The organism is Planctopirus limnophila DSM 3776 (assembly GCF_000092105.1).
Taxonomy (GTDB): Bacteria; Planctomycetota; Planctomycetia; order Planctomycetales; family Planctomycetaceae; genus Planctopirus; species Planctopirus limnophila.
The window spans coordinates 3,860,842-3,874,785 of the sequence record NC_014148.1 but is presented as its reverse complement, the minus strand read 5'-3'; the positions used below and the strand labels follow the sequence as shown (position 1 = coordinate 3,874,785).

The window sequence follows — 13,944 nt, the reverse complement described above, 5'->3', positions numbered from 1 at the left end:
TCACTCCTGGCGGTCTTCCGACGTAATCTACTTGCTGGCCGATCGAAAATCGTGGCAGACAACCAACTGGCTTCGGAAATGAAATCCACGGTCCTGAACCGGGGGGCGATAGATGTCGCCTTGCGGACTGCCAATAAAATTGCCTGTTTCGTAGGCAGCGAGGTGGACTTGAGTGCCCACTGGCGGAAGTGGGGATTCTTCGAAGCGATTTGTCCTATCGCGAAAACTAATCTGGTCGGCGGCAAAGTAGCGAATACCAGTGACTGGCTCACCATTTATCGTTTCAATGACGAGGAAACTGGATTGTTCTATTCCCTTGGCAGCCTTGTTACCTATGGCGATTCGTCCTGTGAGTTCAAAGCACTGACCCAATTCGACACCACTTACCCCGACCAGAGTTACTCGTCGATTGGTAATGTCGCTGACATTGAGCGAAGCAGAGGTTGGTGACTGGCTTTGATCCGCTGAAGTCATTGCTAGTAGCCCGGTCAATAAGGCCGCAGGTATCACGAACAATGTTCTATATTTGAAATGACTCATCGAAAACCCTTGTTTGGCTGCCATACAGAATTCGGTGAACACCACAGGAGCCGTGCTGTGCTGAGCGTCTTGAAAATGATGATGGTATCCATGAAATCGTTTCGAATGAAAAGATCTCAGGCTATTTTCCCTTCCCGAGAAACGTTTTGATCGAATCGTAGATTCCCTCGCGGTTCTTGATCTCTGAGAGAATCAGATTTTCAAACCGGGAGACAATCTTCTTCAGTTCACGCAGGTAATCTCCCGTGCCATAGGGGCTTTCGACCTGACCATAGCAGAAGAGATTACAGACGGGGATCAGATCATTCTGCAGTTTCTGCATGCAGAGCGTGTTGTCCTCGCCCCAGTTGTCGCCATCGCTGAATTGGAAGCAGTAAATGTTCCAGTCGGCGGGAGGAAAATCGCGATCGATGATTTTCTGAGCCATCGTATAGGCTGAGGAAATTCTCGTGCCCCCACTTTCACGTGTGCGATAGAAGGTGTCTTCATCCACTTCATGGGCGACGGCATCGTGCACGATATACCGACGCTGAAGGCCGTCGTACTGACTGCGCAGCCAGGTATCAATCCAGAAGGACTCTGTACGGACTATCTGCTTCTGGTCGTCGGTCATTGAGCCGGAGACATCCATCATGTAAATGACGGCGGCGTTCGCATGCGGCAACACCACTTCTGAGGAGGAGCGGAAGCGTTCATCTTCATGTGTTGGGATAACGACGGGAGTTAGAGGATCGTAGCCTCCCGTCGCAATGAGCCGCCGCAGAGCCCGCTTATAGGTGCGCTTGAAATGACGCAGCGATTTGGGACCTGTCTGGCGGATACTGTTGTATCGCAGCTTTTTGGTCTTAAGTGTGCTGTCTCCTTTGGGGGTGATCAGTGGCAATTCCAGCTCACTTCCCAACATGTCAGCCAGTTCATCGAGAGTCAGTTCGGCTTCGCGGATGTGCTGGCCTTCCTGATCGCCGGGTTGGGCCAGGCCACCTTCCTGGTCTCCTCCCTGACCGACAGGCTGCCCGGCCTCTCCTTCGCCTTGGCCCACTCCTCCAGAACCTTTGCTGCCGTGACGAAAGCGGGGAATATCCAGATTTGGAATCGGAATACTCACCACCTCCCGGCCCTGGCGTCCCAGAATTTCTCCCTGAGTGATGTACTTCTTTAGTCCGTCGCGCACTTTCCCGCGGACGATTTCTTTGAACCGCTGGGTATCAAGATCGATCGGTCGAGTCATGGACTGGCCTCATGCCGGCATCAGGATGGAAGGCTTCCCATTATTCTGGAAGTGATCACTCAACTCATGGCAGTTCCCTAGAACTGCTGAATTTTTCATTCGCGAGTCGTTTAATCACGTTTGGCATCGCCGCGGGCGAAGATGCTTGCGACATATTGCAACACGTCATGGGCTGATTCATCGTTATAGCCAAAATCACGAATCAGTCGGCCCTTGACGATATCGATCTTTTCCTGAGTATCTTTATCGACCACATTGGAAACCAGGCTGGTGAGTTTGATGGTGTCCTTCTGGTCTTCAAAGAGCTTCATTTCCAGAGCTTTGTGCAAGCGTTCGTTGGTCTTATAGTCAAACTTTTTCCCATCGAGCGCTAGAGCTCCAATATAGTTCATGATTTCCCGGCGGAAGTCGTCCTTACGTGTTTCCGGGATATCAATGCGCTCTTCAATCGACCGCATCAGGCGTTCATCCGGTTGCTCATCCTGGCCGGTAAACTTATTGCGAACCCGTTCACGCTGAGTATAGGCCTTCACATTATCGATATAGTTGCCGCAGAGTCGTGTGAGAGCCTCGTCGTCAGCAGCAATGGCCCTTTGGACTTCATTCTTCACCACGTCGGTGTATTCTTCCTTGACAATAGAAATCAGCCGTCGGTAAGCATCGCGGGTATCTTCATTCGGAATGAGCGAGTGATGCTTGAGCCCACCCTCCAGTTCGTTAAGCATCATGAATGGGTTAATACTTGTCGCATCGGCATTATTCACCAGTGCATTCGAAATCTTATCCTGCACGTAGCGCGGTGAGATCCCTTGCATTCCTTCATGCTTTGCTTCTTTACGCAACTGATCCACGTTATCCATCGTGAAGCCCGGCAACGATTTTCCGTTATAGAGCTTCAGTTTCTGGAGCAGTGTCAACCCGTGATGCTTGGGTTCTTCCAGTCGGGTAAGAACGGCCCAGAGTGCTGCCACTTCGAGAGTATGAGGAGCAATGTGCTTCCCGCGGACGCGTCGGCTGTTGTAGTCCTTTTCGTAGATCGAAAGTTCCTGGCTCAACTTGGTGACGTAGGGAATATCAATCTTGACCGTACGATCACGGAGCGCTTCCATGAATTCGTTGGACTGCAGCTTGCGATATTCCGGTTCGTTTGTATGGCCAATAATCACCGTATCAATATCGGTCTGGGCAAACTTCTTGGGCTTAATTTTATGTTCTTGTGAGGCCCCCAGCAGATCGTAAAGGAAGGCGACATCGAGTTTGAGGACTTCGATAAATTCGATCATCCCGCGATTGGCGACGTTAAACTCACCATCAAAGTTGAACGCGCGCGGGTCAGATTCACTGCCATACTCGGCGATTTTGCGATAGTTAATGTCGCCAGTCAGCTCTGTTGAGTCCTGATTTTTCTCGTCTTTGGGCTGGAAAGTACCAATCCCGATCCGATCGGCTTCTGATAGAAAGAATCGCCTGACGACAATCGATTCCAGAACTTTCGTCCAGTCACCATTTTCTTCAGCGAGACGCTCACGGAAGTAGAATCGAGAAAGAGGGCAGACATCCCCTTTGATCTCGATGGGATAAGTCGCGTTCTGAACTTCCTCATTCAGTTGATCGCACAATTCCTGGCGATAAGCATGGGGGATCAATTGCAAGGGGTCGCCATTCATCGGATCCCAGGTAATGCTGCCATCCTTTTCCTTCCATCCAAAAGTGTAGAGTGCTCCTTCGGGTTGGAGGGAATAGCGCTCAATCCCTTTTTTCAGCAGTCGGGCAATGGTCGATTTCGAACTCCCCACTGGGCCGTGCAATAGCAAGACCCGGCGTTCGCTGCCGTATTTGAGAGCCGCACTGCGAAAGACAGAGACGAGTTGTGCCAGTTCTTCGGTGAGGCCGAAAATCGCATCGCGCCCCCCGTTGTCGGGATCATCAAAAAATGCATAGCGTTTCAGGCCACCCCGGCGGCCTTCATCGACAGAATAATCACCATAGGAAGTGATCATGTCGTACATCCGCTGATGAGCCGTCCGCACGACACCGGGATTTTCGCGAACGATATCCAGATATTCGGCGAATGTCCCCTGCCAGTGTTCCTGCCAGAAGGTATCGGCATTCTGGCGGGCAGAGAACTTTTCCAGCAGATCTTGTCCTGTCGTCATGTTTCACTCCTAATTCGAATCCGTTCGGCGAAACTGAAATTCTGCAATATCAGTCGTTAAGTCTGTGGTTCTTAGCGATGAAAAGTTTGTGATATGAGATCTCCGAGGTGCCTGCATGTTCGTGAGCTGCCGGTCTGTTCAACCAGCCAGCCACTGACATCATGAACATCAGGGAGGTTCATGAAATGGCAGTTCCATTCCTGTCGCGCAGGCTGTGACTAGCCTTGGTGAAGAGGGAGAACTGCACATGAACTTCACTTAGTCATAGCTATGGGCCAAAGCTATGGTGAGAGTTCGTCAATGGTTTCGATGTGGGAAAGAGCGATCGACGAAAGTTTGCAAGGCAGGCTGAGAAGTCCCATCTCGAGTCAATACTGGCGAGAGTCTGACACGCTGTAGCAAAAGGAGCTTTCAGAGCCCCCGAATCATCGATTGCAGTGAATTCACTGCCAATCACATCACCAATTGCGACAACAAATTTTGCATCAGCACTCTGGACTCATAGAACCCAGAATGGCGTTGATCATCGTTGGGGAATATTTACAGTCGACATGCGAGGAACGTCAGCCTCGCGGCATCTTCCAGTGATCGACAACATCACTTCACCTCATGCTAACATGAGATCGACAACACGCGTCAAAAGAAATTCTGAGAAATCGAATCACACTTTCCAGAACCATGAATTTGCCAGAACCAGGGGTACCAGAACAGACACGCAATCGATTCACGGAGGTATGTCGAGGAGGCATTCTAAGGCTGTCCACACAATTCAATTATCTCTGCATCCGGGTTGGCGACAAGCCCAACTTTGCAAACTCTTCACTTCCTGCACACAAATCCTTCATGGCCCGGCTCTCATCTACCAGGAAGTTTTCTGAGTTTTTGTGTCGGAAACTGTGATTGCTTTGATTCTCATGGCGTGTCGCCGACAAACTGGCTCAGGCTGAAAAACGTTGCCCGCAGAGTTCCTTTCGAGGTGGCCCGCACATCATGTTTTCCTGCTGTCTCTCTGATCAAACTCTGCGTCGTCACTGCATCCTGTGGTGTTGTCTGGTATTGAGCCTGATGTCCGGGTGTGAGACATCAGTGACTCCCATGGCGGGGCCGGCGTCAGCGACCGGTGCGAAGTCCCTCGCTAAACTTCAAAAAATTCCCCTCGATGTGCAGTCTGCCGTACAAAGTTTGCAAGACGATTCTGCGGCAGCACGTCCGGCCGATGCCTCACTCGATTCCCCTGTGTGGCTGCTGGTCGAGCTAGACCCCGAGATGCTTTCCGCCTGCCGGAGTGACCTGCGCGATCTGCGCGTGGAAGTCGAAGATCCCGCAAAAAAAGAGCCATTCATCGTCCCCTCGATCGCGGCTGAAGCTGGCTGGATTGTGCGGAATCTGCCACGATCCGCAGTGGCTGCATTAGTCAAAGAGAGCGGATCCTTCGAAGTTCAAAGGCGTTACGAGCCCCATCAGGTTTCTGACCAGTGGGATGAGGCTTGGCGGGTATGGATGGTCTTGATCGAGACGCGCAACCTTCCCGTGGGGGCCGTGGAGTGGAGTTTTCCTGCTGCCGAGTCAGCGACCGGTGTGGGGGTAGAAATTCCTGTCGAGGTCGAGCGAGCTGTGCCGGAAGCGGGAGTTTCACCCTGGGATTGCATTCTCCGCACGCGAGTGGCCCGGCCCGGCCAGCCCTCAACTGCCGGCCAGCCATCCACAGCGGGCAAGCCAGCGGCTGTGGATGTGTCGTTCGTGGTTTCCAACATCAATCAGCACCGCCTCTTGCTGGGAAGCATCCCGCCCGAGTTGGATGAGGCTGCCTTTCGGCCCGAGTCTATCTCGTTGCGCGGGCCGCGCCTGCTCCTCGCGTTTCCTGTCCAGCGACCTGATCTGGCCACCTGCACTTTCTCACTACGCTACGGCGACCGCCAGGCCCTTTCCCCCGGCTTTGAATTGGGCCTGAATGGGGAAAGCCAGTTTCTGGATCAGCTCGAACAGGCGTGTGAACCTCGAAAGGTTGACGACGTGCTGCAGCAATTAGGTCAAGGGCTCAAATCGCCGCTGGTTCCGAATGCTTCCAGAGTATTGAAGAGTTCTATCGATCAACTCTGATTAATGAATGATTGATCATATCAAGAGGATGTTAACCAGTTGTCGATTTGGAGATCGGCGATGCGGGCGAAATCATCGACGTTGTTCGTTGCGAGCACGAGATCATTTTCGATCGCAGTCGCTGCAATGAGAATATCGGCGTCTGGGATCAGTGCTCCGCGACGGTAAAGATCAGCATAGATTTCGGCAGCTCTCACAATCACGTTGTCATTGAGCGGAAGTACCACATTGTTATTACAGAACACTGCAAATGCGGCGAGTTGTGCTGATGCCTGTTTGACCTGCAAACCACGCATTAACTCAAATCGCGTCATCAGGGAAATCGTGAATGACTGATGAATGCTGAGATACTTTCTCGCCCGGTTTAATGCTGTCTGATTTCTCTTCATCAAGCCCGAAAGCACGTCCGTGTCGAGTAGTGTTCGTGGATGCATCAGGATGGGTTCCTTGAGCCGAAAAAGTGATCGCGTTTCAAAGCGATCTCTTCGATTTCCTTGATTTCTGATTCTGTGAAGTCTGCGAAGACGTTTAAAGCCAGTTCCAGGGCCTTGGGTTCGGGTTCATTCTCCACAGTAAGCCGCACCCGGCTCCCTTCAGAAATGGTGAGATTTCCACCAGGGAGTGGCCGGAACGTGCCATTCTCGTAAATCGCTTCAAACGCCTGCTGCATGGATGAAATCTCCTTGTAGAGATGAAACAGTTTGATACTCATAGCATATCATTATTCGTCCTCAATAAGTCAATTTTTCTTGATCCGACATGAGGCTGTGGCTCTCGCGAAGTCGCGAAGAGCGCGAAGGAATTTCGTAGGGTGCATGGAGTCTTCGGAATGCACCAACTTCAGGTGCCGACCCGCCCGCAATAGGAATCGCACATTGAAGATCGCAAAAACATGCTTGCCCAGAGCTGCAAGCATGGCACCAGAGCATCAGAGCACCAGAGTGTGAGCGCCTTTGATAAGGCGAGTTTCATGAACTGGGGGCAAACGAGGACGTTTGACCCCAGCCACCCACCCAGAGCGCATGCTCTTCTTGGAATCCTTCGCGCCTTCGCGCGAGACTTTCTGTTCTACACGGCTGTGAACTTGTCGTCGCCAACTTGCCTGGCTTTGCCGATGGCGACGAGGGTTTCCAGGAGTTCGTCGATCGTGTCGGCGTTCGCGCGGGTGAAGGCTTTGGCGAGTTCCTGGGCAGTCAGCGGGCTGTCGGCGGTTTGCAGTTTCTGAATGAGGGCCTGCACCTGCTCAGAAAGTTTGGTGGGCCAGGGCTGCTTTGCGGGGGCTTTGGTCTTGCCGCCTGGGGCTGTTTTGCCAGCTCCCTTTTTGGCTTTGCCGCCTTTCTTCGTGGTGGCTGCGGCGGTTTCTTCTTCGTCCTCGGCTTCGGTTTCGAGTTCGAGTTCGAGTTCGGGCTGGATCGCCTGGCCGCCGGAGGGGTTTTGGAACTCGGGGCGGAGCCAGCGGATGAGCCCGCGTTTTTCCTCTTCGGCCCGCTCGGCATTGAGGGCGACGAGCCGTTCGAGGATCTCTTCGTCGGTGAGTGTCACCGGCCAGCCATAGGCTTCGAAGACGGCGGCGTCGAGGTCGTCATGAATCTGCTTGAGAACCGACACCAGCCCCTGCTCATGAATCACCTTCTCCTTGGCCGTCAACAGTTCGCCGGAGCGGAGCTTTTCGAGGACGTTGTACATGCCGGTGAGCGTCAAGTCAGGATGAGCGGCTTGTTGTCGCTTGCGATGAGCGTCGAGTTGCTCGCCAAGTTCGCGGATGCGTGGCGTGCGTGGATTGGGCATTTCGGGAAATGGAAATGGCTCGAAACAACGCGATTTGTTGTATCGGGGTCGATCTTCTAATGTTCCACCAGCGGCCAAAGACCAAACAATATGAATACGGGAACTTAGTACACCTAAATGCAACGATTCGTTTAGAGCAATCACTACGAGCATGTTGTCGGGCAATATCGAAGCATCAAGAAACTGAAATACCCGATGCTTGGCAGTTTCTACCGTGGCAATATATCGTGCAAGGCCCTTCAGTGAAGGCCTGAATGCAGCTCGCGGCTCTCCAAACATCCACCAACTATCGCGGTAAACTGCACGATTGTTCTGATCGCGTTCAGGTTTCACATGGTCGTGGACGTGCTGATAAACAGCTGGAAACCGCTGCCGCAATTCGTCAACGCCCAAGCCGAACAAGTCAATTACCATGACCTCTCTTGGACTAGCAGTAAGGTCACGCCCATTACGATATTGTCGAATATGAAGCTCTAGACCCGGCACGCTACCTAAACCAAGATGCCTCGCCTCTTCAGGAGAAACGATGAATCCGGCACCATGCAATTTAACTCCGGGGCAACTTAGTCCCTGTGTTGCTTTGAGAGTGAGTGTACCAGCGACATTAGCGCCGATTGTCAAGTCAGTTTGGATACGACCAATCCGCTCTCGAAGATTTACTTCTGCGACGTCATCAACGCCGATCGACTCAGAAGCAACATTGTTTAGACGACCTACTTTAGTTCCAGGAGCGGCCACTGTCATCGCAATTCTGACCGCTGCGCCATCGGAGGAGTCCACCCAAGGGTGGTCGGGGATCGCGAAAATGAGAGAGAGTGCAGCGACAGGACCGTTGATGTATTGCTCCAGTATTCGCCTGCTGAACTTTTGGCGAATACTATTTGTCGTAATGAATCCAAAACGATTCACCTGATTGTCAGAAGTAAATTCTGCTGCGCGATCCCACCAATACATGACGAAGTCACAAGTCTCAGGTAGGCGATTGTACGTCTGGCGGATGCACTCAGCGTATCCATCTCCCAACGCGTGACGCATCCTCGAATTTCCGATAAATGGTGGATTCCCAACAATGTACTCCGCCTTTGGCCATTCGGCTTTTCTAGGGTTGATGTATTTCACCACCGGTACGCGGGCGGTGTCGTCGGGGACGTCTTCACCGGTGACCGGATGTTTCTTCATCGTGCGGCCATCCCAGCGGGTGACGGGTTGGCCGTGTTCATCGCGGACTTCCTCAATCGCATCCCAGGCCAGGACCGCGTCGCGGCATTCGATGTTATGAAAATTCTGGATGATCGGCTCGGAGATGTCGTCCAGGTTCCGCGTGCGAGTGTGCCACTGGAGATAGCCGATCCAGAGGACCAGGTCGGCGATGGCCGCGGCCCGGGGGTTGACTTCGATCCCTTTGAACTGGTGGGGATCAACCGTGATGATTTCCCGCTGTTTATAGCCCAGATCGTGCAGCGTGTTGAGGACTTCCCCCTCCAGCCGCTTCATATGTTCCAAGGCGACATAGAGGAAGTTGCCACTGCCGCAGGCCGGGTCGAGGACGCGGGTTTCGCACAATTGCCGGTGGAAATCGCGGAGAATCTGAATGGCCGCTTCCCGGTGGCCGCGACCCGCCTCGGTGAAGGCGGCGGCCCGGACGGTGTCCCATTCCTCGCGGAGCGGCTCCATGATCGTGGGCATGACGAGCCGTTCGACATAGGCGCGGGGCGTGTAGTGCGCACCGAGCTTGTGCCGCTCGCGCGGATCGAGTGCCCGTTCGAGGAGTGTGCCGAAGATCGCCGGTTCGACATCCCGCCACTGGGCCTGGCTGGCTTCGATGAGGAGTTCGAGCTGGTCGCGGGTGAGGGGAAGGGCTTCGCAGTCCTCGAAGAGACCCCCATTGAACCGGCGGAGCTTCTTCCGCAGCACGGGATCGAACTGCCCCTTGTCCATCGACACCCACAGTGAGCGGATCATCTCGGGGAAGTTGGCGACATCATCGCGCAGGCTTTTGAGGAGGTTGGTGAAGCTCTCGCGCGGGATGAGATCGACATCTTCAGCGAACATGGTGAAGAGGCACCGCATGAGAAACTGCGCCACGCGCCCGGGGTCAAACTTCGAGGCTTCGAGCGATTTGGCGAGCCGGGCGAGACGATCGGCGAGTTCGCGTGTGACTTTGGCAGCCCGGCGGGAGGGGTCGAGCGAGACGGGATCGGTCCAGACGGTTTTCAGCGTGTGGCGAATGTCGTCATGCGCCAGTTGATTGAGCAGGATGCGGTAGGACTTGGGATCGGGGAAGGGGAGGTAGGTCTTGCCGCTGCGGGTGAAGTCGGCGAAGAGTTCGATCGAATGGCCGACATCAACGACAATGAGGAACGGCGGCCAGCCTTCATCGGCGGGGAGGGCTTTGGCGTATTGCTCGGCCTGGCTGCGGGCGCGGAGCATGGTGTCGTCGTAGGCCTTGGTGCCGCGTGTGCCGTGACCCTTTCGGCGCTTTGCGGGAGTGGAGGAGAGGATTTCGACGGCATCGGCCTGCTCGACCCCTTGCTTGGCTTCGAGGATGAAGCAGCCGCGTTTGTAGAGATCGATGCGGCCGGTGCTGGTGGTGCCGTCGCTGTTGTGGAAGGTGACATCCCGCTCGAAGACATAGAAGCTGCGGGAGGTATCGGCCTGGGCCGGTTCGGGCCTCGGGACGCCCAGCAGGTCGCACAGTTCGGAGAGAAAGAGCGTGTAGTTCGACCGCTCGGAACCACCAGAAGGTGCCCAGCGGGCGATGAAGGCGGCGGGATCAATCGAAGCAACAGAAGCAGCTGTCATGGCAGGCCAGGTTTCAAACGGTGTGCAGTGATCACAATCGAGCTGTGGTGATCGGATTCAGTTATTCGACAAGCGGGGAACATGAAAACACTAAGTTTTGTGCCCGGCGACGTCAAATGGTGTGTCGATTCGAGGCGAATTTTCGAGTGATGATGGATCGATGCGGCGAGTAGACCGGCGGGTGTCTTGACTCATAAGATCGATGTCTGCGCCCAATTGATGGTGGCGTAGGTGATGTTTGGAGGGTGGGGCGAGTCGAGGAAGAGGGCGGCTTCGTACTGGGGGTGGGGGGAAGTTTCGAAGAGTTGCCAGCGCTGCACCTGTTGAACATCGGCGGCATGCGAGAGGAGTGCCCGGTGGCTGGTTCCCGGTGGCAGGGGATCAATCGGGACTTCAAACGCTTCCAGCGAGTAGGCCAGGCCCACGCCAATCGCCTTCACATAGGCTTCTTTACGTGTCCAGCAGCGGAAGAACGCCCGCTGGACCTCTTCTGCGGGAAGAGCTTCCAGAGCAGCGACTTCGCCGGGTGCGAAGAACCGGCGGGCCAGGCGCAGGCAATCAGTCGTGCGGGCCGCATGTTCGAGGTCAATTCCCAGTCGCAACGGTGCGGGGGAGTGATCTGTTGTGGAGGTTGAGCAGGGGAGCTGGAGGGCAATCAAGGCCATTTCGCCCGAATGGCTGACACTGAAATCGCTCTGGCTGCCGGCCCAGGTGGGTTTGCCGCTGGCTGTGGGGATCAGTTCGATCGACCGAATATCTTTGGGCTGATGGCAACCTTGCATGTGCATGGCCAGCAATGTTTTGAGAGCGGCTCTGCAGGCAATGAACCGGCGACCGACTTCCGGAAATCGATACCGATCGGCCCGTGCCAGTTCTGAGGTGGAAAGAAGTTCCCGCAACTGAGTCTGGCGGCCAGGAGAGATTTCGAGCGGGACGCGCACCACCAGGATGTGGCTGGGCGAGTTGGACAGGATCTCTGGCGACCAGTCGGGCCACAGAAGCGGGCTGCAAGAAGTGTTGGCTGCTGTGGAGAGCGTCACGAGGTTCTCGATGGTTCACAGACGATCATGGTTCGCGGTGGGATTTATTCTGTGTGAAATTTTCCACAAGGGTCGATCCCCGGATCAAGTCACTGGCGATGTTTTGCGCAGAACAGGTATTCTGTAGTGGCGCGCATTGTGCTGGCAAACGTCTTTCCTTCAGCGATGGTATGACCCGGTGAGCTCTGTCGTCGATTGTCGTCAGTCTATGTTCCACAGGTGGCAGGACGTGACCTCGATCGAGGGATGGATGCAGGGTCTTGTGATCTGGGGTGATGGAAGCCAGCGATTTGAAGTCAAGGAATCATGTTTCGCTCTGTATCATGTTTCGCTCTGTGGAAAGTGCCAGTTATTGAGTTGATGAGGGCCTTGCAGAGCTTACATTCACCAGCCGTAAAGGTTGTTCATGCGGATTCAGCAGTTTCTCGAACATCATGGGCTTTCTCAGAATCCATTCAGTCAGGAAGACGCACAAAGCGATCCGCTGTTCAAGCGATTTTGTGCGCAGGCCACGTTCCATCCTGCCTGGGATAAAATCTGCGGCAACCCGGGCGAACCATCGACAGCCGTCGTGTTTGGTGAAAAGGGAAGTGGGAAAACGGCACTGCGCCTGCAGGTGGTGGATCAGATTTCCGAGCATAACGTTGGGCATCCGAATGATCGGGTGTTTGTGGTCGAGTACGACGACTTCAATCCATTTCTTGATAACTTCCGCCAGCATGTGGCGCCCCATTCTTCCCGCCCTGAGCGGGCTTTGAGTCAGTGGAAGCTATGGGATCACATGGACGCCATTCTGTCGTTAGCGACGACTCGGCTCGTGGATGATGTGCTGGAAGAGAGCCATACGTCCAAGCCTGGCGCTTTTGAGATTCATGCGGATCGACTGGCGAGCCTTTCGCGTTCACAGAAGCGGGATCTGCTGCTCCTGGCCGCCTTTTTCGATAAAGCGCGCAGTACACATCCCGCCACACGCTGGAATGCTTTGCGTCGCAAATTGAGGTTTGCCAACTTTGTGAGCTGGTGGGAACTGGGACTGGGAGCACTGGCCACGCTGGTCCTCTTTGGGGTGCTGGCACAGAACGGCTCGCTGAATCAGTTGGGCAGGCCCTGGCCTTGGCTGGTGCTGCTGGTGGCGTGGGGGCCGTGGCTGATCAAGCAGACAAAATTGTTGTGGCTGGCCTGGCGCGTTTGCCGACAGGTGCGCGTGCTGAATCATCCTTTGATTGCACTCAAGCAGGTGCTGGCGGGTTTTGAATCGAAAGACCTCGTGGCACAGCCTGTCCCTGCCAAGGACCGCAGTGATGACCGCTATGAATTCCTCTCGAAATTACAAAGCGTGCTGAGAACGTTGGGCTTCACCGGGATGGTGGTGATTGTGGATCGTGTCGATGAGCCGCATCTGATCAACGGCAATGCCGAGCGCATGCGTGATCTCATGTGGCCGATGTTCGATAACAAGTTTCTCAAGCATTCGGGACTGGGCTTTAAGCTGCTTTTGCCTGTCGAGATCAGTCATTTTCTCAGCCGGGAAAACCCCGAGTTCTACGAGCGTTCGCGGCTCGACAAGCAGAATATGATCCGGTCATTGGAGTGGACGGGGGAATCGCTGTACGACCTGGCTAACGATCGGATTAAGGCCTGTACAAATGGCAGTACCAATCCGCCCAAGCTTCTCGACTGGTTCGACAGCAGCGTGACGGAAGCAGAACTTGTCAGCACATTGTCGCAAATGCGCGTGCCCCGGCACCTGTTCAAGTTTTTGCATCAACTGCTGGTCGAGCACTGTAATCGATTCACGGATGGCAATCCTCAGTGGAAGATCGACCGCTCGACGCTGCATGCGGCACTCGCTGTCTATCGCCAGAATCTGAAGGCCTACGACCTGGGCATGGGGCCGGGTTAGGAGGCTTCTTTCTCTGCGTCCTCGGGTGATATTCTCAAAAATTCGGATCCGGCAGTACTGTTCATTTTACTGTGCTACGTATAAGCTCAAGACCTACATAACAGGCGAGTGGCTTTAGCGGAGCACAGCATGGCGTCACTGCGGATTTCGTGCCCTGACTGCGATTCAACTTTCAAATTGGCTTCATCGGAAAAACTTGGCAAGAAAGTCAAATGTGCCAAGTGTGGTTCGATATTCGTAGCCAAGTTGTTTCCGGAGGAAGAGGGGGGCTTTGGTTCGGACTTTGATGAACCGATCGCTCCACCAGCGAAGTTACCGCATAAAAAATCAACCTCAAAAGTTCATGGGAATGGCTCGACAGCGAAGACTCGTCGCCAGCCCGTATCC

The 13,944-nt window shown here is 54.3% G+C and carries 9 protein-coding genes and 1 pseudogene; 3 read left to right on the top strand and 7 right to left on the bottom strand.

Annotation, left to right across the window (positions count from 1 at the left end; translation table 11 throughout):
• Positions 1–27: 27 nt before the first annotated feature.
• The 3 genes from PLIM_RS15375 to PLIM_RS15365 form a co-directional block, all read right to left on the bottom strand.
• Positions 28–540: a hypothetical protein gene (locus tag PLIM_RS15375; protein WP_013111244.1), complete on the bottom strand. Its 513-nt coding sequence runs from the start codon at positions 538–540 to the stop codon at positions 28–30.
• Positions 541–661: 121 nt separating this feature from the next.
• A complete protein-coding gene (locus tag PLIM_RS15370) occupies positions 662–1,768 on the bottom strand; it encodes a DUF444 family protein (RefSeq protein WP_013111243.1) in 1,107 nt (368 codons plus the stop codon).
• Between the two features lie 110 nt (positions 1,769–1,878).
• Complete coding sequence (locus PLIM_RS15365; protein WP_013111242.1) at positions 1,879–3,924, bottom strand: PrkA family serine protein kinase; 2,046 nt, start codon at positions 3,922–3,924, stop codon at positions 1,879–1,881.
• 1,065 nt (positions 3,925–4,989) lie between these two features.
• Here PLIM_RS15365 and PLIM_RS15360 point away from each other — a divergent pair.
• Entirely contained in the window at positions 4,990–6,024 is a 1,035-nt protein-coding gene (locus tag PLIM_RS15360; protein WP_148227135.1) for a hypothetical protein, read from the top strand.
• Between the two features lie 20 nt (positions 6,025–6,044).
• Here the strand turns inward: PLIM_RS15360 and PLIM_RS15355 are convergent, their stop codons facing one another.
• The 4 genes from PLIM_RS15355 to PLIM_RS23065 all read right to left on the bottom strand — a co-directional run bounded on the left by PLIM_RS15355 (position 6,045) and on the right by PLIM_RS23065 (position 11,654).
• Positions 6,045–6,458: a type II toxin-antitoxin system VapC family toxin gene (locus PLIM_RS15355; RefSeq protein ID WP_013111240.1), complete on the bottom strand. Its 414-nt coding sequence runs from the start codon at positions 6,456–6,458 to the stop codon at positions 6,045–6,047.
• Positions 6,458–6,694: an antitoxin family protein gene (locus PLIM_RS15350; protein WP_013111239.1), complete on the bottom strand. Its 237-nt coding sequence runs from the start codon at positions 6,692–6,694 to the stop codon at positions 6,458–6,460. Before PLIM_RS15350 ends, PLIM_RS15355 begins: the two co-directional genes overlap by 1 nt.
• Before the next feature lie 398 nt (positions 6,695–7,092).
• On the bottom strand, positions 7,093–10,614 hold the full coding sequence (locus PLIM_RS15345; RefSeq protein ID WP_013111238.1) for a class I SAM-dependent DNA methyltransferase: 3,522 nt from the start codon (positions 10,612–10,614) through the stop codon (positions 7,093–7,095).
• 191 nt (positions 10,615–10,805) lie between these two features.
• Positions 10,806–11,654, bottom strand: coding sequence for a 4'-phosphopantetheinyl transferase family protein (locus tag PLIM_RS23065; RefSeq protein WP_013111237.1), 849 nt, complete (start codon positions 11,652–11,654; stop codon positions 10,806–10,808).
• Between the two features lie 406 nt (positions 11,655–12,060).
• Between PLIM_RS23065 and PLIM_RS15335 the strand changes: the two genes are divergently transcribed.
• Together PLIM_RS15335 and PLIM_RS25055 are read left to right on the top strand one after the other, a co-directional pair.
• Positions 12,061–13,557, top strand: a complete 1,497-nt coding sequence (locus PLIM_RS15335) for a P-loop NTPase family protein (protein ID WP_013111235.1) — start codon at positions 12,061–12,063, stop codon at positions 13,555–13,557.
• Positions 13,558–13,686: 129 nt separating this feature from the next.
• Positions 13,687–13,788 (top strand): annotated as a pseudogene (locus tag PLIM_RS25055) (zinc-ribbon domain-containing protein); the annotation flags it as partial.
• Positions 13,789–13,944: the final 156 nt, after the last annotated feature.

What these genes read in the sequence shown, in the direction of transcription:
- PLIM_RS15375 (WP_013111244.1), bottom strand. Translation starts at nt 540, where the DNA reads ATGAGTCATTTCAAATATAGAACATTGTTCGTGATACCTGCGGCCTTA.
- PLIM_RS15370 (WP_013111243.1), bottom strand. Translation starts at nt 1,768, where the DNA reads ATGACTCGACCGATCGATCTTGATACCCAGCGGTTCAAAGAAATCGTC.
- PLIM_RS15335 (WP_013111235.1), top strand. Translation starts at nt 12,061, where the DNA reads ATGCGGATTCAGCAGTTTCTCGAACATCATGGGCTTTCTCAGAATCCA.
- PLIM_RS15365 (WP_013111242.1), bottom strand. Translation starts at nt 3,924, where the DNA reads ATGACGACAGGACAAGATCTGCTGGAAAAGTTCTCTGCCCGCCAGAAT.
- PLIM_RS15345 (WP_013111238.1), bottom strand. Translation starts at nt 10,614, where the DNA reads ATGACAGCTGCTTCTGTTGCTTCGATTGATCCCGCCGCCTTCATCGCC.
- PLIM_RS15350 (WP_013111239.1), bottom strand. Translation starts at nt 6,694, where the DNA reads ATGCAGCAGGCGTTTGAAGCGATTTACGAGAATGGCACGTTCCGGCCA.
- PLIM_RS15360 (WP_148227135.1), top strand. Translation starts at nt 4,990, where the DNA reads ATGTCCGGGTGTGAGACATCAGTGACTCCCATGGCGGGGCCGGCGTCA.
- PLIM_RS15355 (WP_013111240.1), bottom strand. Translation starts at nt 6,458, where the DNA reads ATGCATCCACGAACACTACTCGACACGGACGTGCTTTCGGGCTTGATG.